At 69.0% G+C, this 25,966-nt stretch carries 24 protein-coding genes; 6 read left to right on the top strand and 18 right to left on the bottom strand.

The annotated features are described in order from the left end of the window. Nucleotides 1–87: 87 nt before the first annotated feature. Nucleotides 88–867 carry an alpha/beta fold hydrolase gene (locus BZF57_RS01920; protein WP_162290943.1) on the top strand — a complete coding sequence of 260 codons (780 nt, stop codon included), beginning with the start codon at nt 88–90 and terminating at the stop codon, nt 865–867. A 47-nt stretch (nt 868–914) separates the two neighbouring features. Here the strand turns inward: BZF57_RS01920 and BZF57_RS01915 are convergent, their stop codons facing one another. Next, entirely contained in the window at nt 915–1,571 is a 657-nt protein-coding gene (locus BZF57_RS01915) for a hypothetical protein (RefSeq protein WP_143738303.1), read from the bottom strand. Beyond that, nucleotides 1,568–1,774 (bottom strand): helix-turn-helix transcriptional regulator, encoded by a 207-nt coding sequence (locus BZF57_RS01910; RefSeq protein ID WP_086734593.1) that lies wholly within the window; start codon nt 1,772–1,774, stop codon nt 1,568–1,570. Before BZF57_RS01910 ends, BZF57_RS01915 begins: the two co-directional genes overlap by 4 nt. A gap of 217 nt (nt 1,775–1,991) precedes the next feature. Here BZF57_RS01910 and BZF57_RS01905 point away from each other — a divergent pair, with 217 nt between their 5' ends. Then, complete coding sequence (locus BZF57_RS01905; protein WP_086734033.1) at nt 1,992–2,558, top strand: lysozyme; 567 nt, start codon at nt 1,992–1,994, stop codon at nt 2,556–2,558. Nucleotides 2,559–2,675: 117 nt separating this feature from the next. Here BZF57_RS01905 and BZF57_RS01900 read toward each other — a convergent pair whose 3' ends face one another. From BZF57_RS01900 to BZF57_RS01885, 4 genes are all read right to left on the bottom strand, one after another. Then, nucleotides 2,676–6,914, bottom strand: a complete 4,239-nt coding sequence (locus tag BZF57_RS01900; RefSeq protein ID WP_086734031.1) for a translocation/assembly module TamB domain-containing protein — start codon at nt 6,912–6,914, stop codon at nt 2,676–2,678. Then, nucleotides 6,914–9,187 (bottom strand): autotransporter assembly complex protein TamA, encoded by a 2,274-nt coding sequence (locus BZF57_RS01895; RefSeq protein ID WP_086734028.1) that lies wholly within the window; start codon nt 9,185–9,187, stop codon nt 6,914–6,916. The genes BZF57_RS01900 and BZF57_RS01895 overlap by 1 nt, the downstream gene beginning before the upstream one ends. Nucleotides 9,188–9,230: 43 nt before the next feature. Beyond that, nucleotides 9,231–10,076, bottom strand: coding sequence for an arginyltransferase (locus tag BZF57_RS01890; protein ID WP_086734026.1), 846 nt, complete (start codon nt 10,074–10,076; stop codon nt 9,231–9,233). Nucleotides 10,077–10,286: 210 nt separating this feature from the next. After that, complete coding sequence (locus tag BZF57_RS01885) at nt 10,287–11,549, bottom strand: threonine ammonia-lyase (RefSeq protein WP_086734024.1); 1,263 nt, start codon at nt 11,547–11,549, stop codon at nt 10,287–10,289. Between the two features lie 146 nt (nt 11,550–11,695). Here BZF57_RS01885 and BZF57_RS01880 point away from each other — a divergent pair, with 146 nt between their 5' ends. Further along, a complete protein-coding gene (locus BZF57_RS01880) occupies nt 11,696–13,336 on the top strand; it encodes an amidohydrolase (protein ID WP_086734022.1) in 1,641 nt (546 codons plus the stop codon). 144 nt (nt 13,337–13,480) lie between these two features. On the opposite strand, the gene tatC is transcribed toward BZF57_RS01880, so the two are convergent. From tatC to BZF57_RS01835, 9 genes are all read right to left on the bottom strand, one after another. Next, complete coding sequence (tatC, locus tag BZF57_RS01875) at nt 13,481–14,290, bottom strand: twin-arginine translocase subunit TatC (RefSeq protein ID WP_086734020.1); 810 nt, start codon at nt 14,288–14,290, stop codon at nt 13,481–13,483. Continuing rightward, complete coding sequence (gene tatB, locus BZF57_RS01870; protein ID WP_086734018.1) at nt 14,283–14,705, bottom strand: Sec-independent protein translocase protein TatB; 423 nt, start codon at nt 14,703–14,705, stop codon at nt 14,283–14,285. The genes tatC and tatB overlap by 8 nt, the downstream gene beginning before the upstream one ends. A 34-nt stretch (nt 14,706–14,739) precedes the next feature. Further along, complete coding sequence (locus tag BZF57_RS01865; protein ID WP_086734016.1) at nt 14,740–14,979, bottom strand: twin-arginine translocase TatA/TatE family subunit; 240 nt, start codon at nt 14,977–14,979, stop codon at nt 14,740–14,742. Between the two features lie 109 nt (nt 14,980–15,088). Beyond that, nucleotides 15,089–15,715, bottom strand: a complete 627-nt coding sequence (scpB, locus tag BZF57_RS01860) for an SMC-Scp complex subunit ScpB (RefSeq protein ID WP_086734014.1) — start codon at nt 15,713–15,715, stop codon at nt 15,089–15,091. Next, the gene (locus BZF57_RS01855; RefSeq protein WP_086734012.1) at nt 15,712–16,497 is read right to left on the bottom strand and encodes a segregation and condensation protein A; all 786 of its coding nucleotides are present in this window, start codon (nt 16,495–16,497) and stop codon (nt 15,712–15,714) included. Before BZF57_RS01855 ends, scpB begins: the two co-directional genes overlap by 4 nt. After that, entirely contained in the window at nt 16,494–17,516 is a 1,023-nt protein-coding gene (nagZ, locus tag BZF57_RS01850; RefSeq protein ID WP_086734010.1) for a beta-N-acetylhexosaminidase, read from the bottom strand. Before nagZ ends, BZF57_RS01855 begins: the two co-directional genes overlap by 4 nt. Nucleotides 17,517–17,607: 91 nt before the next feature. Then, complete coding sequence (locus BZF57_RS01845; protein ID WP_086734007.1) at nt 17,608–18,300, bottom strand: SPOR domain-containing protein; 693 nt, start codon at nt 18,298–18,300, stop codon at nt 17,608–17,610. A gap of 28 nt (nt 18,301–18,328) precedes the next feature. Then, nucleotides 18,329–20,077 carry an arginine--tRNA ligase gene (gene argS / locus BZF57_RS01840; RefSeq protein ID WP_086734005.1) on the bottom strand — a complete coding sequence of 583 codons (1,749 nt, stop codon included), beginning with the start codon at nt 20,075–20,077 and terminating at the stop codon, nt 18,329–18,331. Nucleotides 20,078–20,301: 224 nt separating this feature from the next. Further along, nucleotides 20,302–20,952 carry a hypothetical protein gene (locus BZF57_RS01835; protein WP_086734003.1) on the bottom strand — a complete coding sequence of 217 codons (651 nt, stop codon included), beginning with the start codon at nt 20,950–20,952 and terminating at the stop codon, nt 20,302–20,304. Between the two features lie 72 nt (nt 20,953–21,024). Between BZF57_RS01835 and ispH the strand changes: the two genes are divergently transcribed. Genes ispH through rnhA form a run of 3 tightly spaced genes read left to right on the top strand, consistent with a single transcriptional unit; the run spans nt 21,025 to nt 23,473 of the window. Continuing rightward, the gene (gene ispH, locus BZF57_RS01830) at nt 21,025–22,002 is read left to right on the top strand and encodes a 4-hydroxy-3-methylbut-2-enyl diphosphate reductase (protein WP_086734001.1); all 978 of its coding nucleotides are present in this window, start codon (nt 21,025–21,027) and stop codon (nt 22,000–22,002) included. A gap of 15 nt (nt 22,003–22,017) precedes the next feature. Then, nucleotides 22,018–22,989 (top strand): homoserine kinase, encoded by a 972-nt coding sequence (locus BZF57_RS01825; protein ID WP_086733999.1) that lies wholly within the window; start codon nt 22,018–22,020, stop codon nt 22,987–22,989. 25 nt (nt 22,990–23,014) lie between these two features. Then, nucleotides 23,015–23,473 (top strand): ribonuclease HI, encoded by a 459-nt coding sequence (rnhA, locus tag BZF57_RS01820; protein WP_086733997.1) that lies wholly within the window; start codon nt 23,015–23,017, stop codon nt 23,471–23,473. Between the two features lie 120 nt (nt 23,474–23,593). Here the strand turns inward: rnhA and BZF57_RS01815 are convergent, their stop codons facing one another. The 3 genes from BZF57_RS01815 to BZF57_RS01805 form a co-directional block, all read right to left on the bottom strand. Further along, a complete protein-coding gene (locus tag BZF57_RS01815) occupies nt 23,594–23,770 on the bottom strand; it encodes a YegP family protein (protein ID WP_069309665.1) in 177 nt (58 codons plus the stop codon). Nucleotides 23,771–23,832: 62 nt separating this feature from the next. After that, on the bottom strand, nt 23,833–24,942 hold the full coding sequence (locus BZF57_RS01810; RefSeq protein WP_086733995.1) for an NAD(P)/FAD-dependent oxidoreductase: 1,110 nt from the start codon (nt 24,940–24,942) through the stop codon (nt 23,833–23,835). Next, nucleotides 24,939–25,904: an alpha/beta hydrolase gene (locus BZF57_RS01805; protein WP_086733992.1), complete on the bottom strand. Its 966-nt coding sequence runs from the start codon at nt 25,902–25,904 to the stop codon at nt 24,939–24,941. The genes BZF57_RS01810 and BZF57_RS01805 overlap by 4 nt, the downstream gene beginning before the upstream one ends. Nucleotides 25,905–25,966: the final 62 nt, after the last annotated feature.

Here is a 25,966-nt window from a genome sequence, read left to right as displayed (position 1 = left end):
TTTCGCTTGGGCCCATGCGCGGATTTGATGTAGCAAATGCTACGTAACCCGACTATGGTAGGACTGCATCAGGAGGGCACGACGATCATGGAAGGCGCAGTTGGCGGGATCCGCTGGTCGGCTCAGGGAGAGCCGCGCGCAGGCGAGGCGAGCCTGCTGTTCATTCACGGCGCAGGTGCCAACCGAGCGGCGTGGTGGCAACAATTCGCAGCATTCGCACAAGCGCATCACGTCATCGCCTATGACCTCCCCGGCTTCGGTGAATCCGGCGCGGTCGACGCCGCGCGGATGGATGCGCAGATGGTGGAAGCCGCCGCCGACGTAATCACCGCAGCAGGAGCAACCCGCGCAAAGGTCGTGTGCCAGTCACTCGGTGGATGGACGGGCGTCCGCCTCACCCTCGCCCGCCCCGATCTTGTGGAACGTCTGGTGCTGTGCTGCACACTGGCCGGCATCGCCCACCTTCCGGGACTCCATTCCTTCGCCGAGGCCCGCCAGCATATGGGTCGCCAAGGACCCGCAGCGCTGGCGCTGACCGAGAGCTTTATCCATGCGCAGCCGCTGATGGCCTCGATCTACCGGCAATTCGGCGCGTTCAACCCGGTCGCCGATCCGGTGCTCGCCGAGCGGTTGTTCGCGCCCGATTTCCTTCTTCCGCTCGAAAGCCTTTCGAGGATCACCGCACCCGTTCTGATCCTGGCGGGCGAGCACGACCCGATTTGGCCGCCAGCCGCTTTGTCGGACCTGGTGCCGCACTTCGCCGATGCCCGGATGGTGGTGATGCCCGGCGCGGGCCACTCGCCTTACTTCGAGCAGCCCGACGCCTTCAATCGCCTGATCGCGGAGTTCCTTGATCTGGACCGCTAAACGCCGGGTGGCTCGGCTGCGATGCGCGGCCGCTCGAGCAGAGGTGGTCACCGTGGCATCAGCATCCCGCGCCGGCCGATGACGATGAAGCTCGCCACCAGTACCAGCGCATAGAACAGACTCAAGATATCGAGCGGTTGCGGCGCGGCGGTGTAGCCGAGGTGCGCCAGCATGGCCCAGCCGCCGGCCACCAGCAGGACAAGGCCGTAGGTGAGCGCCCCCGCCTCGAGATTGACCGCGCGCATCAGCTCGTCACTGGCGCGGTAGACCACCAGCGAAAGCCAGCTGCCGACCACCAGCCCCCCGAGGCCAATTGCCAGTGCGAGACCCTGCGGGACGGGCCCGTCGGGCGCCGCCAAGGCCAGCGCCAGCAGGCTCGCACCCCACAGCGTCATGGCCGCACCCGAGAGCGTGAGCACCTTCTTCTGCTCGCGCAGTTCATCCGCGTCCTCGACGTTGAGGAAGCGCGCGCCGACCTTGGGGCTGGCGGCTCCGAAAGCGACGCCGAGGCCGACGACGATATAGACCAGCGCGGTCAGCGCCGCGACGGTCGCGGACTCGCCGAGACCGCCGATCGCGGGGCTGTCGATGTAGTGCATCATCGCGGTTGCAGCGGCATAGCCCGCCGCGGCCCCGATCAGGGCGGGGATCAGCAGCTTCTTCACCCAGCGCGGGGTTGCGGGGGACTTTTCCTGGGTCATCATGCTTCGGGCTCCCATTGATCGATGAACAGATCCGGCACCGCCACCTCGAACAGGCGCGCCATGCGCAGCGCGAGGGGCAGCGAGGGATCGTACTTGTCGGTCTCGACCGCGTTGATCGTCTGGCGCGAGACGCCGAGGCGGCGGGCGAGTTCACCCTGGCTCCAGCCCCGTTCCTCCCGGTAGTGCTTCAGACGGTTTTCCACGTTCGGTTCCGGCAGCAAGTTGATGAAGTGCATTCGGGCTTTGCGTGGGATCCGAAAGCGAATCGTGGCGCCACCTGACAAGAGCTCTTTACAGACAAGAGTTCTTGTCAGTCAAGAACTCTTGTCACCCCTCACGCCGGCGCGCAGGAAACCATTTTCCTACTCCGCCAAAGCATGCTCAATCGCCGGGCCTCACCGTTCACGAAGAGGCTCCGCCATGCCCTACCAGCCCTCCACCCCGCTCACTGTGCTGATGCGCAAGCTCGCCGCCATTCCCGCCGCCGTGCAGCCCGCCCCCGCCCGCCCCATCGGCCCCGCCGGCATCGCGCTCATCAAGCGCTTCGAGGGCTGCGCGCGGCTCCGGCCGGACGGGCTGATCGCGGCCTATCCCGACCCCGGCACCGGCGCTGCGCCCTGGACCATCGGCTGGGGCGCGACCGGGCGCGACCATTTCACCGGCGGCATGATCGGCCCGGATACCGTCTGGACGCAGGCGCAATGCGACATCCGCCTCGCGCTTGACCTCGACCGTTTCGCTGCCGAGGTGTCGAAGGCGATCGGCAAGGCGCTGACCACCCAGAGCCAGTTCGATGCGCTGGTCAGCTTCCACTACAACACCGGCGCGATCCGGAGCGCGACGCTCACCCGCAAGCACGTGGCAGGCGACCATGCCGGCGCCGCGCACGAATTCGCCCGCTGGACCCGCGCCGACGGGAAGGTGCTGCAAGGCCTCGTCCGGCGGCGGGCGGAGGAGGCCGAATTGTATACGAGCGAGGATGGCTAGGGCTGGTTATCGGCGGCGCAGCCACCGCAAGGCCGAACGGCCGCCCGCAGCGATGTGGCCTTCAGGCCGCGTGAGCGAGGATTTCGCGCGCCGGAGGCGTGCGGAAACAAGGATTCCTCAATAATCCCGCGAGACCTGCACCAGCACCGAATCGCGCCCGATGGTCGATACCGTGCCGAGCAGCGCCAGCCAGCTGGTGATGCGGTATTCGACCTGCGTCGCGCTGTAGCCGCGTCCGTCGGTGACCAGCTCGACATAGATGTTGCGGGTGATGTTCTTGCCGATGGCGATGCCCGTGCCGCGCCCGATCAGCGGGTCGGCGCTGACGATGCGCAGCTGGTCGAGCCCGATCGAACGCCGCAGCTGGCCGATGGGATCGAGCCCCCCGCCCCCGCCCTGGAGCGCGGCCAGCGCGGCGGCCAGCTGCACGGCGTCGGTCGCCGAGAGCGAGGTCACAGACCCGCCAAACAGCAGCCGCGCGAGGATCTCCTCCTCGGGCAGCGAGGGGTCGCTCGAAAAGGCGATGCTGGGCGACTGGGCGTTGCCGGTGATCGCGATATCGACATTGGTGCCGTTCTTCGACGTCTCGGCCAGCACGTCGAGGCGCGGGTTGATCGGCTCGCCCACGTCGAACAGGATGCGCCCGCGGGTCAGCTCGAAGCGGGTGCCGGCGAAGGTGTAGTCGCCCCGCACCAGCCGCGCGGTGCCGCCGATGCGCGGATCGGCGACCGTGCCGCGCAGGGCGATATCGATGCCCCACTCGCTCTCCAGCCCCAGCCCTTCCACCGCCACGCGGTTGGGGGCCGAGGCGTTGACGAGATAGCGCCAGGTCGCATCGCGGCCCGAAACCTGCGTGCGCCCGCGGCCCTCGCCGTTGATCTCGCGCGTGGCGATCCGGGGCAGCGCATTGTCCTCGGCCGCGCGGCCCAGCGCCCAGCGCGCGCGGTCGATGGTGACACGGCCCGCGATGGTGCCGCCGATGCCGCTGGAGACGATCCGCAAGGGGCCAGTGATCGTCGCCTGCAAGCCGTTGGCGTCGAGCAGCCGCGCGTCCTTCACCGCCGCGCGCAGATCGAGCGCGGGGCCACGCGTCGCGCTCATCCCGCCAAGGTCGACCGTGCCGCTGCCGCTGATCGTCCCGTCTCCGGCGGTCTGGCCGGCAAAGCGCACCAGTTCGAGCCGCGATCCGGCAAAGCGCCCGCGCGCGGTGACCTTGGTGATGCGCGTGCCGGTGAGCGCGCTCTGGACGGTGAGGTCGTCGCTCGCGACGGTGCCGGTGATGCGCGGATCGGCGAGCGTGCCGGTCGCGCGGGCGCCGATGCGGACCGGGCCGGCAAGGTCGAAGGCCTCGACCGCCGCGAGCCGCCACAAGGTCTCGGCCGCACCGTCGAAGGCGAGGCGCGCGTCGAGCCGCCCGCGCATCAGCCGGTCTGGGAGCGCCCCGTCCGGGCCGAGGCCGTTGATCGCGACCGTCACGTCGCCGCGCCGCGCGTCACCTTCGAACAGGCGGGCGGCGGCGGTCATGCGATCCGCGCCAAGGTCGACCACCCCGAGCACGTTGATGGGCTTGGACGAGAGCACCAACCCCGCGCGGCTGAAGCGGTCGATCCGCCCCCGCGCCCGGGCGGTGGGGGCGTCGCGGCCCGCCTGACGGTAATCGATCACGCCGGTGAGCCGTCCGCCCAGCCCCAAGTCCGCCCCTGCGAGATCGAGCAGCCGCAGCGGCAGTTGCGAGACCTTCAGCTCGACATCGGTCGCCCCGCCGCCGAAGCTGCCGCGCGCGATGGCAAAGCCGCCGCCGAAGCCGATCTGGGTGGGAGCGAGGGCCCAGCCGCCCTCGTCCCGGGCCGTCAGCACCGCGCGGCGCGGCATGGTGATCCGGGCATTGCCATATTGCCCGCGCGCCACCGCCGCGATCCGGTTGGCGGCGACATCGGCGTCGAAATTGAGCGCGAAGCGGTCCGCGCGGCGGCCGGAGACCGTGCCCGTCACCTTGCCCTGCCCGTTCCTGATCGCCGCCTTGGCAGTGAGGTTGGCAAGGCTGAGGCTGCCATATTCAAAGCCCGCGGCCGAGACATCGGCGTCGATCGTGGCATTGCCATCGGCATAGCGCCCGGTCGCCTGCAGATCGGCGCGGGTGATGCTGATCGGGGTCGCGCCGCTGAAGCTCGCGTTGCGCGCCGCCAGATCGACCGCAAAGCCGATCGCGCCGCCATCCTGCGGGCGGAAATTGACCGTGCCGTTGACGCCCCCGCCCGCGAGCCTCAGGTCGCCCGCCACGCCCTCGTCGCGCAGCACGACCTCGCCGGTCACGTCGGTCTTGTAGACATTGAGCCGGTTGATCGCGATCCGTGTCGGCGCGTTCTCGGGCAGGAACAGCTCGAGCGCGCCGTCGAATTCGCCGAGCAGCGACTGGCCCGCCACATCGAGCCCGAAGCCCTCCTGGCTCGGCGCGAGCGCGATGCGCACGTCCTTGAGGCCGGCAGCCGGATAGGGATCGGCGAGCACCAGCACGGCGCGCGGGCCATCGGCGGCGATCTCGGCATCGAAGCTGAAGGGGCCATATTGCGCCTGCCGCCCGCTCCCGGCGAGCACGGTGCGGGTCACGCCGCCGCCGGTCACCACCTTGCTGTCGAGCCGCGCGGTCAGACGCGGGGCGGTGACGGTGGTGTTCCTGAAGACGATCGGCTGGCCCGCCCCCATGCCGAGCTCGCCCTTGAAGGCTACCCTTTCGCCTGCGAGGTTGACGATGGTGGCATTGCCGATCCGGCTCAGCACGCCGGAGAGATTGGCGCGCAGGCTCCACGGCACGGCGGGGCCGAACTTGGCGAGGATCTTGGCATTGGCGGTTACCTCGCCCGCGCCCTCGACCTTGAGGCGCCTCGCCTCGACCGGGCCCGCGATGGCATAGGCGCCCGCCGGGATATCGCCCCGCAGCGCCAGCATCGCCTCGAGCCCCGGGAAGATGATCTGCGCGCGGTCGATGGCGAGGAAGTTGCGCGCGAAGTCAAAGGTCAGCACCCCGCCCGCGCGGCCCTTCACGAGGCGCGGATCGGCGAAGGCATTGCCGGTGGTGACACGCTCGGCGGTGAGCGCAATGGGCAGGCTGAGGAGCGAATCCTTGAGCCGCGCGCTGCCGTCCTGCGCCAGCCCTGTCGCGGTGACGGTTCCGGCGGCGACGAGACGCTTCACCGCGATCTCGTGCCTGATCCCGAGATCATCGAAGGCGCCATTGAGGCTCGCGGCGAGCGTGCCGCCCTCGATCCTGAGGTTGGGTCCGAACAGGTCGGGATTGCGCAAGGTCAGCCGCACCCGCGCGCCATCGGTGAGCTTGTCGGCGAGGTTCGCCATGCCCGCCGCGCGCAGGTCAGCGCCTGAGGAGACCGCCGCCGCGCGCCCTTCGATCACGCTGTCGGCGAGCGTGAAGCTGGCGGCGAGCGAGGTCGTATCGCCCAGAGCGCGGCCCGCGATGGTGTCGCCCGCAAGACCGCTGCGCAGCTGGCCGAGCACGCCGTAACGCCCCGCGTCATTGGCAATCCGGAACGCCGCGACCCGCTCGCCCGGTGCGCCGATTCTGCGGGCCACCGCCGCACCGCGCCAGCGCGCCCAGGTGCCGTCACCCACGATCCGCGCGGTGTAGCCCGCCTGCAAGCCCGCCAGCCCTGCCAGCACGCCGCCCGCCGGCGCGCGGTAATCGCCCTCCAGCTCGAAGCGGTCGCCATCGGGCTCGGCATCGAGCAGCAGCGCGATGCGGTCCTCCGCGCCGAGCTTCGCCTTGGCGTCGATCAGCGCGCGGCCTTCGCGGATGTCGATTTTCGCGGTGAGATCGGTGCGCTCGTCCCGCCCGGTGGCGAGGCCCTTGGCGATCACCAGATCGTCGATCACCAGCTTGTCGACGCGGATGTCGAAATCGGGGAGCAGAGGCGCATCGGGGTCGCCGGGGAGCAGTTCGGGCAGGCGCGTCAGCCGCCCGCGCCGCGCCGTGACCTCGCGGATGTCGAGCCCGCTCCACAGCCAGTTCAGCGGCCGCCAGTCGAGCCGCACTTCGGGAATAGTGAGGAACGCGCCCTTGGGGTCGCTCACCACCACCTTGCGCAGCACCGCCTGCCCGTAGATGTCGCCCTCGATCCGTCCGACGCTGAACCTGAGCCCCGAGGCGGGCGCGGTGGCGGCGATGCGGTCGGCGATGAAGCGCTTGCCGATGGGCGTGGCGAAGAACAGCGCGGTGAGGAGGAAGGGGGCGAGCAGCAGGCCCAAGATCCAGCCCAGCCGCTTCCCCCAGCGCCGCCGGGCACCGGACGACGGCGGCGGCGGCGGCGGCGCGGTGTCGCCGGCGGTCTCCACCCCCCCGGCCATCAGAACGCCTGCCCGAGGCTGACATAGACCACCACGGGGCTATCGAACTGCGTGGGATTGAGCGGGGTTGCGACATCGACGCGGATCGGGCCGAAGGTCGTCTTGTAGCGGATGCCGACGCCTACACCGAAGCGGATCTCGTCGAAGTCCGGGGTCGATCCGCGCGCGACCGAGCCGCCGTCGATGAAGGGCACCACCTCGATCGCCCCGCCGAACAGCGGGGTCGGGATGCGGGCTTCGAGCGCGAATTCGACCAGCGAGGCGCCGCCCTCCGGATTGCCCGCCGTGTCGCGCGGGCCGACGCCCTGGAACCCGTAGCCGCGTACCGAGGCCCCGCCGCCGGCATAGAGCCTGCGCGAGGGCGCGATGTCCTCGGCCGCCGCGCCCTGGATCGTCGCCGCGCGCACGCGGCCCGCCAGCGTCAGCTCGCCGAAGCTCTGGTAATAGCTCGCGTCGGCTTGCGTGCGAACATAGAAGGTTTGCGCCCCGCCCTGCCGCGAGACTTCCGGGGCGACAAACAGCGTCGCGCGCCAGCCCTCGGTCGGGTCGAGCAGATCGTCGCTCGCATCGAGCGTGAGCGATCCGAACAGCCCGCCGATCAGATAGGTCTGGCGCGGCACCGGCCCGCCGGGCGCGACACGCGCAGTGCGGTTGCGCTCGTCGGTATAGAGCAGCTCGCCGCCGATCTGCCAGCTGACCGGCTTCTGGAACAGGATGTTGGAGACCTTCTCGAAGGTCGCCCGCGTCCCGAAGCCGCGCGAGTCCACCGCCTGGGTGGTGATGTCGCTGCCGAACACGTCGACGGTGAGCACCTGGTCGCGGCCGAGGAAGTTGTTGCGCCGCACGCCCACACTCGCCAGCGCCTCGCGCGTGCCGAGGATGCCGCGCAGCCGCAGCGCGCCTTCGGGCGGGAAGAGGTTGCGATGCTCCCAGCGGGTTTCGAGCTTGATCCCGTCCTCGGTGCCGTAACCGATCGCGCCCGCGATGGTGCGCACCGGCGCGCGTTCGAAGGCGACATCGACCGCGACCTCGCCCGGCCTGCCGCCCTCGGGCGCGCGGGTCTCGCGCGGAGTGACGGTGACGCTGGAGACAAGCCCGGTGGCGATGATCGCGCGGCGCAGATCGGTCTCGAGGCTCTGCTGGAAGGTGTCGCCCCGGTCGAAGCGGGCGATCCGTGCGAGGTGCTTGCCCGACAGGAAGCGCGGGTCGTTGCTCACCACTTCGCCGAAGACATATTTGCCCTTGGGTTCGACATCGAGCGTCAGGTCGCCCTGTTCGCGCGCATGGTCGATCAGCAATTCCGGCTCGGCCACCTCGGCGAAGGGATAGCCGCTTTCGCCCAGCGCCACGCGCAAGTCGATCTCGCGCTCGATGATGCGGTCGGCGTAGAGCGGATCGCCCGAGGCGATGGCGAAGACCTCGCGCAGGCGGGTGGCATCGGGCTCCGGCAGGGCGGAGAGCGCGCCGAGATCGATGGTGCCGAAGGTATAACGCGGCCCGGGCAGGATATCGAAGCGCACGCGCGGCTCGCTGGCGGCGGCCTCGGCAGCGTCCTCCGCCGCCTCGCCCGCGCGGCGACCGCCCGAAAGCTGGCGCACCACCTCGCCGCTGTAATAGCCATAGGTGCGCAGGATATCGCCGAGCAGTTCGGCATCGGCCCGCGCGCGGGCGGCGACCTGCGGGGCGGCTTCCTCGCCATCGTCGAGCTCGCGCAAGGTGGACAGGTCGCGGAAGCGCTCGACGAATTCGTCCTTCTCGGGGAAGGCGGCCTCTGCCGTGGGGAGCGCGAGCACCAGCGTGCTGCTGATGCGGGTTTCGGCGAGTTCTGGCAGTTCGGCGAGCACCGGCGCATCGATGCTGGCGAGCGCTTCAAGCTCGGGATCGGCGGGGAGCGGCTGGATATCCTCAAGCGCGAAATCGCCAAGGCCGCCATCGACCGGGGCAGGCAGGCCCGCATCGGCCGAAGGATCGCCCAGTGCGGTGAAGGCAGCATCGAAGGCCGGATCGGGCGCAGCGGCAAGCGGATCGACATCCTCGACCTGCGGGGTGGTGCCGGGCACGCCGCCGGTCGCCCAGGCTTCGGGATTGTTGACGGCTTCTTCCGGGATCAGGTCGTCGAGCGATTGGGGAACGGGCTCTGGCTCGGGGGCGACCGCGGTTACCTCGGGCGTTTCAGGCGGCTTCTCCACCTGCTCCGCGCCCGGCTGGGCAGGCTGCGCCGCGGCAGCCGCATGGGCCGCCCCGCCGGTGATCGCCAGCGCGGCGTTACCCAATCCTGCGACAATAGCGAGACGGAGAGTGGCCCGCCGACGGGCCTCAGCTGGCCGTGAACTTGACAGGCTGGCCATCCTTGCCCCGCACGGCGGCGAGGCTTTCGTCCTGCGCGCGGCGCGGCGCGGTTGCCGCTGCGATCAGGCGGTGCTGGTCACCGGCCTCCATGAGCTGCCAGCCTTCGCGCGTCAGCCGCTCGAGCGGACGATAGCGAACCTTGTACTGCATGCGCGGACTGCCTTCGACCCAGTAACCCAGATAGACGTAAGGCAATGCCTCAGCCGCCGCGCGGCGGATATGATCGAGGATAATAAAGTTGCCGAGACCCGCGCGGGTCGGGTGATCGGGCTCGTAGAAAGAGTAGATCATCGACAGGCCGTCACCCTGACGGTCGGTCAGGCACGCGCCCACCAGCCGCCCCGGCTTCCCGTTGGGACCAGGCTCACGATATTCGGTGACGACGCTGGAGACCGGCGTGTGCTCGATCATGTCGGCATAATCGAGCTCGTCCATCGCCGACATCCCGCCATCGGGGTGGCGCTGGCCGAGATAGCGGGCGAGCAGCGCGAACTGCTCGTCGGTCGCCCAAGGGCGGCATTCGGTGACGATGAGGTCGCTGTTGCGCTTCAGATCGCGCTTCTGCGTGGCCGAGGGCTGGAACTTGCCCGCCACCACCCGCACCGAGACGCAGGCCTGGCAATCGAGGCAGGAGGGACGATAGGCGACCGTCTGGCTGCGGCGGAACCCGATGCGGCCCAGCGCCTCGTTCAGCTGATCCGCGTGCGGCCCCTTCAGCTCGGTGAACACCTTGCGCTCGCTGCGGCCCGGCAGATAGGGGCACGGCGCGGGGCTGGTCACGAAGAAGCGAGGGAAGCGGATCGGTGCCGTCACGGGTGGGGCCTGTCCTTTGAGCGCTGAATCGCGGATGGGCGAAAGTGTTAAGAAAATCTTATGCCCACACCTTCGCTCCGGTAAAAGTCCCTTAACCATGAAAATATCGCGAAATTGGCACATGGCTGCGCAGGCCACCGCAAAAGCGCAGCCGCAATGGTGCAAACCGGGACGTTAACCCCGGTCCGCGTCACCGGATTTTCGCGGAAATCAGCCGAGTTCGACCAGCTGCACCGAGTAGCCGTTGGCGCGCAGGCCCTCGACCAGCCGCTCGACCTGCTCGGCATCGCGCGCCTCGCATTCGATGTCGGTGATCAGGCCCTTGGCCGGCAGCGTGGTGAAGATGCGCTGGTGGTAGATCTCGATGATGTTGACGTTGTGCTCGTCGAACAGGCGCATCACGCGGAACAGCGCGCCGGGGCGGTCCTGCAAGGTGATGCGCAGTCGCGCAAGGCGGCCCTGCCGCGCCAGATCGCGCAGCAGCACGTTGGCGAGGAGGCGCGTGTCGATATTGCCGCCGCACAGCGCGAGGCCGATGGTCTTCCCCGCAAAGCGCGCCGGATTGCGCAGCACTGCGGCCAGCCCTGCCGCGCCCGCGCCCTCGACCACGGTCTTCTCGATCTGGAGCAGCAGCGCCACCGCCTTTTCGAGCGCGGGTTCATCCACCAGCACGATATCGTCGACCCGCTCGGCGATCACCTTGCTGGTGAAATCGCCCGGCACCTTGACCGCGATGCCCTCGGCCAGCGTGTCGCCGCCGCAGGGCAGGTTCGCGCCCTTGATCCGGTCGAACATCGAGGGGAACAGACCCGCCTGCACGCCCACGACCTCGATATCGGGGTTGATGGCCTTGGCGACGGTCGCCATGCCCGAAATCAGCCCGCCCCCGCCGATCGGGGTAACGATGCAATCGAGATCGGGTTTCACTTGCAGCATTTCGAGCGCCACGGTGCCCGCGCCCGCCGCGACGTGGGGATCATCGAAGGGGTGGACGAAGGTCAGGCCCAGCTCGCCTTCGAGCTTGCGGGCATAGGCATAGGCCTCGTCGAAGGTCTCGCCCTCGAGCACCACCTTGCCGCCGACGCTCTCGGTCTGCATCACCTTCACCGTGGGGGTGGGCTTGGGCATGACGATGGTGACCGGCACGCCCAGACGGGTGCCGTGATAGGAGAGGCCCTGCGAATGGTTGCCGGCCGAGGCCGCAATCACGCCGCGTGCGCGCTGTTCCTCGTCGAGCAGCAGCAGCGCATTCAATGCCCCACGCTCCTTGTAGGCGGCGGTGAACTGGAGGTTCTCGAACTTCAGCCAGATATCCGCGCCGGTAATCTCCGACAGCGTGATCGAGTGCATCATCGGGGTGTTGACCACCGATCCGGCAATCCGCGCGGCAGCGGCGCGGACGTCGTCGAGGGTCAGGTCGGCCGGCGTGGCGGCGGCGCCCTTGGGGTTCGATGCGGCAAGCTGTGTCGACATAGTGCCGAGGCGATTAGAGCCTTGGACGCGCAAGGGCAATGTTGCTTGGGCCGCGGCCACGAAAGGAATTCTGTGCAGGGGTGAAAGTTGGCAAGCGCCCGAGAAGGCGATAGGCAGCCCGCCTCACCGCTTTCCCAGGGATCGCCATGCGCTTCGTTTCCGCTCTTCTTGCTGCCTCCTCCCTCGCCCTTGCCGCCCCCGCCTTTGCCGACACGCTGGTCGACAATGTCGACGGGGTGACGATCGACGCCGAGGGCAAGGTCAAGCGCTTCTCGGGGCTGGTGTTCGACGACGACGGAAAGATCACCGCCGTTCTCGACCGCAGCGACAAGCGTCCGCAGACCGACTACCGGCTCGATGGCGAAGGGCGGGTGATGCTGCCGGGCATGATCGATGCCCATGTCCACGTGATGGACACCGGCTTTGCCGCGCTGACGCTCGACCTGTCGGGCACGACCTCGCTCGAGGACGCGCTGGCCAAGATCAAGGCCTTTGCCGAAGCCAATCCGGGCCGCCCCTGGATCATCGGGCGCGGCTGGAACCAGGAGAAGTGGGGCCTCGGCCGTTTCCCGACCGCCGCCGAGCTCGACGCGGTGGTGAGCGACCGCCCCGTGTGGCTCGAACGGGCCGACAATCACGCGCAGTGGGCCAACACGCTCGCGATCGAGGCCGCCGGGATCACCGCCAAGACCCCCGATCCGGCAGGCGGCAAGATCATCCGCGATGCCAAGGGCGCGCCCGCTGGCGTCTTCGTCGACAACGCGGTGCAGCTGGTGGGCAAGGTCGTCCCCGCCCCGCGCCCCGAGGACCGCGATCTCGCGCTCGCCAAGGCGCAGGAGGTGCTGCTGGCCAAGGGCGTCACCGCGGTGGCCGACATGGGCACCAAGCCCGCCGACTGGACCGCTTTCCGCCGCGCGGGCGACGAGGGGCGCTTGCAGATCCGCATCATGTCCTATGCCGATTCTGTCGAGACGCTGGAGCTGATGGCGGGGCCGGAGCCGACCGGCTGGCTCTACAAGGATCACCTGCGGATGGGCGGGATCAAGCTGTTCCTCGACGGCGCGCTGGGTTCGCGCGGAGCGAGCCTCAAGGCGCCCTATGCCGACGATCACGGCACCCGCGGCCTGCCGCTGCTCAGCCCCTCGCAGCTCCGCAACCTGATGAGCCGCGCGGCGATGGACAATTTCCAGACCGCCGTCCACGCCATCGGCGATGCCGCCAATGCCGAGGTCCTTGCCGCGATCGAGGAGCTTTCGGAAAGCTACAAGGGTGATCGCCGCTGGCGGATCGAGCACGCCCAGATCGTCGATCCCGCCGACATCGCGCGGCTGGGCCAGCACGGGGTGATCGCCTCGATGCAGCCGCTCCACCAGACCTCCGACCGGCTGATGGCCGAGGCGCGGCTCGGTCCGGACCGGCTGGCGGGGGCCTATCCGTGGCGGAGCGTGCTGAAGGTCGGCGGCAGGCTCGCCTTCGGTTCGGACTCGCCCGTCGAGCCCGCCGATCCCTGGGCCGGGATGGCCGCCGCGATCAGCCGCACCGATGCCAAGGGGGAACCCTTCGGCGGGTGGTTCCCGCAGGAGACGGTGAGCCGCGAACAGGCGCTCGCAGGCTTCACCGCCGATGCCGCCTATGCCGGTTTCGCCGAGGGCCGCTTCGGCCGTCTGCTGCCGGGCGAGCGCGCGGACTTCCTGATCGTCGACCGCGACCCTCTCTTCGCCTCGCCCGAGGCGCTGCGCGAGATGAAGGTGCTCCAGGTGTGGGTCGGCGGGGTCAAGGTGCGTTGATTTTGCGATCGCGCTGGCGCGCGATGCAGACCTCCCGCCCCGCCTCCCCACCCGGCCACCACAACATAGTGGTACTATTGGTGGCCGGGTGGGGAGGCGGGGCGGGAGGTCTGAGCCACCGAAGGTGGCTGACGACAAGAACGCTTACTCCGCCGCCGCGCGTTCTGCCGCTTCCTCCGCCTCGCGCGCCAGCTTGTCGGCTGCGACGGCCTTTTCCTGCAGTTTCATCAGCACCAGCGAGGCTTCGAACAGCAGCAGAAGCGGCACGGCAAGGATGATCTGCGAGCCCGGATCGGGCGGGGTCACGATCGCGGCGATCACGAAGATGCCGACGATCACATAGCGCCGCGCCGCCACCATCTGCTCGCGGCTGACGATCCCTGCGCGGTGGAGCAGCAGCAGCAGCACCGGCAGCAGGAAGGTCACCCCGAAGCCGAGGATGAACTGCATCACGAGGTTGAGATATTCGCCCGCGCTCGGCAGCGCCTCGACCTTCAGCCCGCCCGCCGTGCCCCCGAAGCCGAGGAAGAACTTGAACGCGGTCGGCATCACCAGAAAATAGGCCAGCGAGGCCCCCGCGGTGAACAGCACCGGGGTCGCCAGCAGGAAGGGCAGAAACGCCTTCTTCTCGCGCGCATAGAGCCCGGGCGCGATGAAGGCCCACATCTGGTTGGCGATGATCGGGAAGCTGACGAAAAAGCCCGCGAACAGCGCGACCTTGAGCTCGACGAAGAACACCTCGGGCAGCTTGGTGAAGATCAGCTGGCCCTGCCCGTTGGGGAAGGCCTGCTTCAGCGGAAAGACAAGGATGCCGAGGATCTCGTCGGCGAAGTAGAGGCAGATCGCGAAGCCCACCCCCAGCGCCATCAGCGCGCGCACGATGCGGGTGCGCAGCTCGATCAGGTGGTCGAGCAGCGGCGCCCGGGTCTCGTCGAGATCCTCGATCTTAAACATCGGCGCTGGAGCCCTTGGGCGCGGGTTCGGGCAGCGGCAGCTGGGCGAGCGGCTCGGCAGCAGGCTCGACCGGGGGCGTGTCAGCGGCAGGCGGCTCGGCAGGCGAGGTCACGGCCGGGGCCGTCTCAACGGGTGGCGGCCCCGTCATCACCGGCGCGCCCGCCTCGGCTTCGGTCAGGGCAGCGGAGCGGCGCATGATTTCCTCGTTCTGCGCCTTCCACTTCTTCTCCATTTCCTCCAGCTCGGCCTCGCGCACCATCGCGTCGATGCCGGAGCGGAAATGGGCCGAAATGCGCCGCATCTTGCCGATCCAGCGGCCTGCGGTGCGCATGGCGAGCGGCAGGTCCTTGGGCCCGATCACCACCACGGCGACGATCAGAATGACCAGCAGCTCTCCGGCGCCGACATCGAACATGGGGGAATGCCCGGCTTGCGGTCAGGGAGCGCGATCAGGCGCCGGTGCTGTCGGTCTTCTCGACCGGCGCGGGGGCCGGGGTCTCGACCGGAGCCGCCGGGGGCTCGATCCGCGCGGCCTTGGCGACCTGCTCGTCGGTCTCGTTGAGGCCCTTCTTGAAGCTCGAGATGCCCTTGCCGAAATCGCCCATCATTTCCGAGATGCGGCCGCGTCCGAACAGGATCAGCACGACCAGCAGGACGATCAGCCAGTGAACGAGGGAAAGGCTACCCATTGTCTCAACTCCTGAAATGCGGCCCGAGGGGGTATGGTGCGCCGCATGGCCGGGAACCTGCCCGGATCTGGTAGAGGCCCATTTAGGGCAGCTTCACGCGAATTGCCAGTCAGTCCGCCAGATTCTCGTCGTCCGGCGTGCTGTCTTCGTCGGGCTCCTCGTCGGGCTCGAAGCGCATCGCGTTCTCCATTGCCTCGTCGACCGGATCGAGCAGACCGGCGGCGCGCAGTTCGTCGATGCCGGGCAGGTCGCGGCGGCTCGATAGGCCGAAGTGGTCGAGGAAGTCGGGCGTGGTCGCATAGATCACCGGACGCCCGGGCACCTCGCGGCGGCCCGCAGGTTTCACCCAGCCCGCCTCCATCAGCACGTCCAGAGTGCCCGCGCTGGTCTGCACCCCGCGGATCGACTCGATCTCGGCGCGGCTGACGGGCTCGTGATAGGCGATGATGGCGAGCACCTCGGTCGCCGCGCGGCTGAGGCGGCGCACCTGCTCCTTCTCGCGCCGCAGCAGGTGGGCGAGGTCAGGCGCAGTCTCGAAATGCCAGCGCCCACCGCGCTCGACCAGATGCACGCCGCGGGCGCGGTAGCGGGCTTCGAGCAGGGCCAGTGCCTCGCGCACATCGCCATGCGCGAGCCCGCCGAGATGGCCCGCCAGCGCCTCGACCGTCATCGGCTCCTCGGCGGCGAACAGCGTCGCTTCCACCGCGCGTTCGAGGGTGCCGGGCTCCTCACTCATGCAGCGGCGTCCTTGAGGCGGCGGATGCGCAAGGGGGCGAAGGCGCCCTCCTGCTCCAGCTCGGCCCGCCCGCGCTTGGCCAGTTCCAGCGCCGCGACGAAGGACGAGGCGAGCGCCGAGCGCTTCAGTTCGGGCGAGGCATGGGGCGGCAGGAAGTCGCGGATTTCCATCCATTCGAGCGTCACGCCAAGCATCGCCGAGACCCGCTCGAGCGCGGAATCGAGCGTCATCACGGGGCGGTTCGCCACGTGATAGATGCGCGGCGCGGTGCGGGCCTTCACCTGCCCATAGGCCTGGATGAGGGTGAAGAGGTCCGAGCGCCACACGGTCTTGCGGTCGGTGCGCAGGCCCTCGGGCGCGCCGCGCAGGAACACGTCGCGCCCGATCCGGTCGCGGCCCATCAGACGGCCCGCCGCCTCGCGCATCGCGCCGAGGCGTTGCAGGCGGATCTGGAGCCGGAGCGCCAGTTCCTCCGGTGAGGGATCTTCCTGCTCCGCCTTGGGCAGCAGCATCGCCGACTTGAGATAGGCGAGCCAGGCCGCCATCACGAGGTAATCGGCCGCCAGTTCCAGCTTCAGCGCGCCCGCCCGCTCGATGTAATTGAGGTACTGGTCGACCAGCGCGAGGATCGAGATCTGCCTGAGATCGACCTTCTGTCGCCGCGCGAGATCGAGCAGCAGGTCGAGCGGGCCTTCCCAGCCGTCGAGTTCGAGATAGAGCGCATCGGTGTCCGGCCGTCCGGCGTCGGCGGCGAACATGAAGGGCTGGTCGGGCGCGGTCATGCAGGCGTCCCTGTCAGCGCGAGCAGAGCGTCGCGTTTCGCCAGCAATTCCGTGGCTTGCGGCGCGATCCCATCGGCGACCCGCGTGCCCGCCAGCGCCCGGTCGAGCCGCGCGGTGGTGGCCTCGGACATGGCGGGGAGCACCTCGCAGATGCCCGTCATGTCGTCCATCTTCGCCCAGCAATTGAGGACGATGTCGCACCCCGCCGCGTGCGCGCGCGCGGCGCGTTCTGGGATCGAGCCGCCCAATGCCTCCATGTCGATGTCGTCGGTAAGCAGCAGCCCGTCGAAGCCGATGCGGCCGCGGATCACGTCGCGGATCACGGTTTGCGACAGGGTGGCGGGGTTCTCGGCATCCCATGCGGTGAAGACGAGGTGCCCTGTCATGCCGACAAGTGCATGATTAAGCGTGCGAAACGGCGCGAGGTCGGCCTCCAGCTCGTCGGCCGAAGCGGTGACGGTGGGGAGCGCCTTGTGGGTGTCGACATCGGTCCTGCCGTGGCCGGGCATGTGCTTGATGCAACCGGCGACCCCGCCCGCTGCGAGGCCTTCGAGGATCGCGCGGCCGATCGCTGCCACCTGCATCGGGTCTTCGCCGAAGGAGCGGTCGCCGATCACGTCGTGGGCGCCGGGCACGCGCAGGTCGAGCGGGGGGTGGTAATCGACCGTGATCCCCATCGCCGACAGCTCCAGCGCCATCGCGGTGGCATTGGCCCGCGCCGCCTCGATCGCGCTGGCGGGAGCGATTTCATACAGCTTTTCAAAGGACTGGCCCGCCGGATAGCCCACCCAGTGCGGCGGCCTCAGGCGCGCCACGCGGCCGCCTTCCTGGTCGATCGAGACCAGCAGGCGCTCTCTCCCGTGGATCGCCCGCAAGTCATCGGTCAGCGCGCGCAGCTGCTCCGGATCGACGATATTGCGACCGAACAGGATGTAGCCCGCCGGGTCGCAATCGCGGAAGAAGGCGCGTTCGTCCGGAGTGAGGACGGGGCCGGAAATGCCGAAAATCGCCGGAATCATGCCCCAAAGTCGCACTCTAAGGGGGGTCTAGCAAGGGCTGGAGGGGGTCTAGACGGGGTCTGACCCGCCCCAATCCCCACCTATTTCGACCCTATTTGACCTGACAATCGACCCCGTCGGCCTTGAGCGCGGCGCACAGCCGGTCCGCCTCGGCGCGGCTGCCGGCGACGGCCTGCAGGCGATAGACCGTGCCGATATCGACCTTGCCCTCGACGATCCGGTACTTGACCCCGGTCAGGGCATCGGTGCGGCGCGAGACCTGCTGCCAGCCTTCCTCGGCGCGGGCGCGGGTGCCGTAGGCGGCGAGCTGCACGCCGACCCCGGGGACAGGCGCAGCCGAAGGCGAGGCGGCAGGCATCGGCTTCGTCGCGGCGGCCGAGGGCGAGGCGGCGGGGCCGGGCAGCGCGGGCATGGTCGGCTCGGCGACCACCGCCGGGCGCGATCCGCCCTCGCCCACCACCGGCGCGACATTGCCCGTGCCGGCGAATTCCTTGCCGCCCGGATCGTCGGGCCGGGTCTTGATCGGGCCTTCGGGCGCGGCGATCACGCTGCCATCGGCGACGATTTCGCTGTTGGCGGCGCGGTTCGACACCCACCACACGCCCGCAACCACCACACCGAGCAGCGCCACGAGCCCGAGCGCGAAGAGCATGATTTGGCTGGTATCCAGCCCGCCCGCTTCCTCGTCCTCCTCGTCGGATTCGAGCCAGGGCAGGCTGTCGGTATCGGCAAGATCAAGCTCGCCGTCCGCTTCGCCCAGTTCCTCGTATTCCGCATCGACCATCACGACACCAAGCCCCCCTCGGGCAGAATCACATGCTTTCCACCGCCTCGACGCCCAGAACGCCGAGACCATTGCGGATCACTTGCCCGATTGCCTGCGCAAGGAAAAGCCTCGCCGCGGTCAGCTCTGCATCCTGTTCCACGATGAAGCGCTTTTCCGGGCGGTCATTACCGAGGTTCCAGTAGGAATGGAGGTCGGCGGCCAGATCATATAGGTAGAAGGCGATCCGGTGCGGCTCGCGCGCGCGGGCCGCGGCTTCGATCTCGCGCGGGAACTGCGCGGCGCGGGCGACCAGCGCCAGCTCTTCGGCCCCCAGCCTGTCCAGTGCGGCATCGGACGGCACGATCCCGATGTCCGCGGCCTTGCGCAGCGTCGAGCGGATGCGCGCGTGGGCGTATTGCACATAGAAGACCGGATTGTCCTTCGAGGCCTCGACCACCTTGTCGAAGTCGAAATCCATCTGCGCGTCGGGCTTGCGGGTCAGCATGGTGAAGCGCACCACGTCCTTGCCGACCATTTCGACGACATCGGCGAGCGTGACGAAATTGCCCGCGCGCTTGGACATCTTGAACGGCTGGCCGCCCTTCATCAGCTGCACCATCTGGACGAGCTTGACCTCGAAGGGCTTGGGGGCCGCACCATCCGCGCTGGTCAGGGCCGCCACCGCCGCCTTGATCCGCTTGACGGTGCCGGCATGGTCCGCGCCCCAGATGTCCACCAGCGCATCTGCGCTCTGGGCCTTCTGGAAGTGGTAGGCGAGGTCCGCGCCAAAGTAAGTCCACGCCCCGTTCGACTTCTTGATCGGGCGATCCTGATCGTCGCCGAAATTGGTCGAACGGAACAGCGGCAGCGAGACCGGCTCCCAGTCTTCCGGCGGGGCCTTGCCCTTGGGGGCTTCGAGGACGCCGTCATAGACGAGGTCATGCGCGCGCAGCCAGGCTTCGGCCGCATCGACCTTGCCCGAGGCCTGCAATTCGGCCTCCGAAGAGAAGAGGTCGTGGGCAATGCCGAGCGTCGCCAGATCTGCGCGGATCATGTCCATCATCGCCGCGACGGCGCGGGTGCGGAACGTGAGCAGCCACTCGGCTTCGGGCGCGGCGGCGTACCGGTCGCCGAACTCGGCGGCAAGCGCCTGCCCGACCGGCACGAGGTAGTCGCCCGGATAGAGGCCTTCGGGGATGATGATTGCCTCGCCCAGCGCTTCGCGATACCGCATGTGCACCGAGCGGGCGAGGACATCGACCTGCGCCCCCGCGTCGTTGACGTAATATTCCTTGGTGACGCGGTGCCCGGCGAATTCAAGCAGGCCCGCAAGCGCATCGCCCACCACCGCGCCGCGGCAGTGGCCCATGTGCATCGGGCCGGTGGGGTTGGCCGAGACGTACTCGACATTGACCATCCGCCCCTCGCCCATCTGCGAACGGCCGTAGTCGGCACCGAGGGTGGCGATGGCGGCAAGCTCGTCGAGCCATGCGGCAGGCGCGAGGCGCAGGTTGATGAAGCCGGGGCCGGCGATCTCGGCGCTGGTGATGCCCGCGTGCGCGGCGAGCTTGCCCGTGATCGCCTCGGCCAGCGCGCGCGGGTTCAATCCGGCGGGCTTGGCGAGAACCATCGCGGCGTTGGTCGCCAGGTCGCCGTGCGATGCATCGCGCGGCGGCTCGAGCGTGACGTTGGCGAAGCTGGTGCCGGCGGGCAGCGTGCCCTCGGCGACCAGTTCGGTCAGAACGCTTTCGATCAGCGCGGCATAGGCGGCGTAGAGGGTTTTCGTGGCGGTCATCGTGTTCTCGTGCGTCTGGCGCGATATGTCGCGCGTGCAAGATAGGAAGCGGGGCCCCGGGTCAAGCCCGGGGCGGGGAGGAAGGGACACAAACGAAACGCAGCGTGTGGCGATGTTTCGACGCCAAAGGCGTCGCGAGCGCACGGAGCGAGCCGCAGGTGCCCCGAAGCGAAGCGAAGGGAACAGCACCGAGGACGGGGGCGCGGAGGCGCCCCCGCAAGAAATCAGCGCGTCGCGTTGTACTTCAGCTGCGCTTCGGTCAGCTGGAAGCCGACCAGCATTTCGAAGCGGGTGCGCGCGATCGCGGCCTTCACTTCGGGATCGGCGAGCGGATCGAGGGCTGCTTCCTCGTCGCCCGCCCGGCGTCGCTTCGTGATCTTCTGGCGGATGTCCTCGGGCAGCGCGGCATCGGCGCGGTTGACGAAGCTGCCGGCCTTGGCGGTCGCCGAGGCGCGCTCCTGCCCGTCGGCGAAGGCGAGCGTGACGGTGCCGATGCGCTTGGAGACCACCGCGCTGCCGCCGCGCACGACGGTGACGAAATAAGGGAGCTCGACCGTGCGCGCGCCGCGCGTGTCGGTGCGCCGCGCGTTCACGGTGAAGCTCGCTTCGGAATAGACCTTGTCGGCGGTGTCGTTGCACTCGCTGCGCAGGTTGGTCATCGCCGCGCTGACATCGAGGCTGGCGACGGTGGTGTCGGCCGGATTGCGGAAGGTGGTGATGTCGCCGGTGTAGTCGGGGATGCCGACTGCCGGGCACAGGGTCAGCACGCTGGCGATGCCGACGCCCTGGTCGATCACCAGCTCGCCCTTCTGCGAGCAGGCGGACAGCGCCGCCACGGCGGTCAGGGCAAAAAGGGCGCGTGCGCGGAGCATCATCAAAGCCGTCCTCGAATTAAACGATCCCGTGCGCCCTAGCGAGGACGGGTGGAAAGCGCTAGAGGGGGCGACATGAACGCGCCCTTTCCCGCCACCGATGCTCCCGCCGCCGAGCTGCCGCCCCTGAACCTGCTGATCGCCGCCCCGCGCGGCTTCTGTGCCGGGGTCGACCGCGCGATCGAGATCGTCGAGAAGGCGCTCGAACGCTACGGCGCGCCGGTCTATGTGCGCCACGAGATCGTCCACAACAAATACGTGGTCGAAGGGCTGAAGGCCAAGGGCGCCGTGTTCGTCAAGGAACTGAACGAAGTGCCCGACGATGCACCAGTGGTGTTCAGCGCCCACGGCGTGCCCAAGACGGTGCCGGCCGAGGCCAAGCGCCGCCAGCTGCTCTATGTCGATGCCACCTGCCCGCTGGTGAGCAAGATCCACCGCCAGGCCGAGCGCCAGATCGAAAAGGGCCGCCACATCATCTTCATCGGCCACGAAGGCCACCCCGAGGTGATCGGCACGATGGGCCAGGTCGAGCCGGGGCAGATGACCCTTGTGGAGACCATCGAGGACGTCGACAAGCTGCCCTTCGATTCCGACGAGGAGCTGGCCTACCTCACCCAGACGACGCTGTCGGTGGATGATACCCGCGAGGTGATCCAGGCTTTGGAGTGGCGCTATCCCAATATCCTCGGGCCGAAGGCGGAGGACATCTGCTATGCCACGTCCAACCGTCAGGCGGCGGTGAAGGAGCTGGCACACGACTGCGATCTGGTGCTGGTGATCGGCGCGCCCAATTCCTCGAACTCGCTGCGGCTGGTCGAGGTGTCGGAGCGGCTCGGCACCCCCGCCAAGCTGATCCAGCGCGCCTCCGAGATCGACTTCGCGTGGCTCGAAGGGGTGGAGACGCTGGGGCTGACCGCCGGGGCCTCGGCGCCGGAAATCCTCGTGCGCGAGGTGGTCGCCGCCCTCGCCCAGCACCGCACCATCCGCGAGCGCGAGATCACCGCCACGGTCGAGAAGATGGTTTTCAAGCTGCCCCGCCAGTTGACCGAGTAAGGGTTCCGCAGGGCGATGGCCGTCTACACGCACCTCGGCGCGGAGGACCTCGCCCGGCTGATCGCGCAATATGACGTCGGCGGGCTGGTGATGGCCAAGGGGATCGCCGAGGGGGTCTCCAATTCCAACTGGCTGGTCGAGACGACGGGTTCCGGCACATCCGGCACGCGCTTCATCCTCACGCTCTACGAGCGGCGGATCGACTATGCGGACCTCCCCTATTTCCTCGGACTGCTCGATCATCTGGCCGGCAAGGGATGTCCGGTGCCGCGCACGATGCACGACCGCGAGGGCGCTTCGTGGCGGATGGTCGAGGGCAAGGCGGCAGCGCTGATCGAGTTCCTGCCAGGGGTCTCGCCGACGCGGCCCACCCCGCAGCAGGCCCGCGCCGTGGGCGAGGTGCTGGCGAACCTCCACCTTGCCGCCGCCGATTTCCCGCAAACCCGCGCCAACGCGATGGACTTCGCCGCCTCGGCCGCGATCCTCGAGACCTGCGGAGCCGATGCTTTGGCGACGATCGACCCCGCGCTGCCCGCGATGATCGGTCACGCCCGCGCCGCCGCGGCGCTCGACCTTGCGGCGCTCCCGCACTCGCAGACCCACACCGATCTCTTCCCCGACAACGTGCTGATGCTGGGCGACCGGGTGACGGGGTTGATCGATTTCTACTTCGCCTGCACCGGCCCGATGGTGCTCGACCTCGCCGTGACCCATGCCGCGTGGTGCTTCGATGCCGCGAACGCCTACCGCGCGGATTGCGGCGCGGCGCTGGCTGAGGGCTACCAGTCGGTCCGCCGCCTGACGGCGGAAGAGCGCGCGATCTTCCCCGAGGTCGCCAAGGGCGCGTGCCTCAGGTTCGTCGCATCCCGCGCCGAGGACTGGCTCGACACGCCCGACGATGCGCTCGTCACCCGCAAGGACCCGATGCAGTTCGCGCGGCGCTGGCAGTTTTACCACGACCACGGCGCGGCCCTGCTTGCAGGCTGACACGCCTCCCGCCAAAGCCGCGGCGATGAAACAGGTCGACATCTTCACCGACGGCGCGTGCAAGGGCAATCCGGGCCCGGGCGGCTGGGCCGCGATCCTGCGCAGCGGCGGGCACGAGAAGGAACTGGTCGGCGGCGAGCCCGAGACGACCAACAACCGGATGGAAATGACCGCCGTGCTGCGCGGCCTCACCGCACTGAAGGAGCCCTGCGCGGTCACCGTCCACACCGACAGCCGCTATGTCATCGACGGGATGACCCAGTGGATCTTCGGCTGGCAGAAGCGCGGGTGGGTGAATGCGGCGAAAAAGCCGGTCGCCAACGAGGACCTGTGGCGCGAGCTGATCGCGGCCGTGCGGCCCCACAAGGTGTCATGGCAATGGGTGAAGGGCCACGCCGGCCACCCCGAAAACGAACGCGCCGACGCGCTGGCGAGCGAGGAAGCGGTGCGGCAGGCCGATCCGAAATCGAGCTTCCCGCACTGACATTCTCGTCATTGCGAGCCGCAGGCGAAGCAATCCATGATCCAGGCCATCCGCACGCTGGGCGGTTCGTCCATGGATTGCTTCGTCGCCTTTGGCTCCTCGCAATGACGAGGGGGGAAATCAGCTGTTATCTTCGACCGCCGCGTCGGGGCCGTTCTTCTTGATCGAATCGATCGCGTTCTGCGCGCTGGCCTTGCTCGAATAGCCCTGCGTCGAGAACATCACTTCCGAATTGTACTTGAAGCGCACGCGGAACTCGCCGGCGTTATCCTTGTAGATCTCGAACGTGTGAGCCATCGGTATTCCCTCCTGAAGTGGTTAATCCACATTAGGGAAATGCCAGATGGGCCGCGGCTTGCCTAGGCTGATTGTAGCGCTACCGCGAAGCGCGAAGGCGCATAGACTGAGGCGTCGATCGCCGCTGTCATCGCGTCCGGCCCCTGCCCCGTCATCAGCTGGCTCCCGAGTCGCGCGGCGGCGGGCGCGGTCTGGATGCCGAAACCGCCTTGCCCCGCAAACCAGAAGAAGCCCTCTTCCGCCGGATCGAAGCCGTAGACCGGCATCCGGTCGGGCGCGAAGCTCCTGAGGCCCGCCCAGCGCCGCTCTACCGCCTCGATCCGCCAGTCGGTGACGTTCTGGAAGCGGTCGATGGCGATGGCGACGTCGAGTTCCTCGGGCGCGGCATCGCAGGGGTCGGAGGGCACCTCGTCATGCGGGGAGAGCCACAGGCGGCCCGCGTCGGGCTTGAAATAGAAGCTGCCGCCGACGTCGATCACCAGCGGAAGATCGGCGGGCGCTGCGGGCGCGACTCGCAGCACGGCGACGGTGCGGCGGAACGGGGCGATGCCGATCGGCCGCACGCCCGCGAGGCGCGCGATCTCGTCCGCCCAGGCCCCGGCGGCGTTGACCAGGGTGGCGGCCTGCCATGTCTCGCCGCGTTCGCCGGTGATGGTCCACACGCCGTCCTTGCGCGCGAGCCCGCTCACCCGCGCCCGAGTCGCAATGGTCACGCCCAGCCGCCGCGCCTCGGCGAGATAGTGCTGGTGCAGGCCCGCCACGTCGATGTCGGCGCAGGCCGGCTGGTAGAGCGCCTCGCTCCATTCGGGGCGGATATGGGGCACGCGCTGCGCCAGCGCCTGCGGAGCGAGCGGTTCGATCTGCACCCCTGTCCCGTCATAGCTGGCGCGGAACTCCGCCATCGCCGCGCGGTCTTGCGCGCGCCCGACATAGAGCGCGCCGCGCGCGGTGAGGAAGCCGTGGGCATCGAGATAGGCGCCCGAGGCGCGGGTCAGCGGCACCACGCCGGGGCCGCCGTAGCATTCCTCCCAGAACGCCGCCGAGCGCCCGGTGGCGTGATAGCCGGGCGCGTCCTCCGCCTCGAGCAGCAGCACGCGGGCGTGCGGGGCAAGCTCGGCAGCAAGGCTCGCGCCGGCCATCCCGGCACCAATGACGGCGATATCGTGGATCATTGGGCGGGCGCTGTCCGGTCAAGGAAATCGCCGATGGCCGCCATCAGCCGGTCGCGCACCGCATCGACCTCGCGAAGCACCTCGTGGTGAGCCTCTTCGCCCAGCGCGAGGAGTTCCCCCTTGGGCAGGCGCGCGGCGGCGCGGACGTTGGCGGGGTGGCTGACGAGCTTGTCGCCCGAGGTCGAGATGATCAGCACCGGCGTATCCACCCCCTCCAGCGCGCCGGGGGCTTCGAGCACGATCGAGGAGGCATAGGCCCGCTCGACCCAGCGCCAGCTGGCCGGGCCCATGACGAGCGCGGGGCGGTGATCGCGCCACCACTGCTCGTCGGCATAGCGGACGGGATCGTGGGTCAGCAGCTTGTCGCGGTTGTCGGGGAGGACGCCGGGCTTCTCGCTCCACTTCCACGCCTGCCGCATCGGATCGCCGACCGCGCACATGGCGCGCGCGACTCCGTGGAGCACACCGAGCGGGAGCGGCGGGCCGTTGACGCCGGTCATCGGCGCGCTCAGCACCACGGCATCGGGCTGCACGCGCTTGGCGGCGAGCGCGCGCAGGACGATATGCCCGCCCATCGAATGCGCCGCGAGCACGTGCGGCCCCGGAGTCTCGGCCACCCAGCGCTCCCACAGGAGTGCCAGATCGTCGATCCAGATGCCGAAATCCTCGATGTGGCCGGTGTAGGCGTCCTTGCCGAGCCGCCCGGAGCCCGCCTGCCCGCGCCAGTCCGAGGCGGTCACCCGCCAGCCGGCGCGGTGCCACTGTTCGAGCGTTTCGAGATATTTCTCGTAGAAATCCCCGCGCCCCGGGAGGAACAGGATCGAGCCGCGCGGGGAAGCGGCGGCGCCCGGCCAGTCGATCCGGCGGATGGCGTGGCCATCGGCTGAAGCCCAGGTGCTTTCGCGCGCATCGGCGGGAATCGCGCGGCGATCAATCGCTTGGAGAATCGTCGCGGTGCTCATCGCGGGGCTCCTGCAAACCGGCCGGCGAGGCCGCGAAGTGTGGTTACTATTTGGTAAGTCAT

Source organism: Erythrobacter colymbi (genome assembly GCF_002155685.1).
In the GTDB taxonomy this organism is placed as follows: Bacteria; Pseudomonadota; Alphaproteobacteria; order Sphingomonadales; family Sphingomonadaceae; genus Erythrobacter; species Erythrobacter colymbi.
This window is presented reverse-complemented; position numbering and strand designations above follow the sequence as displayed.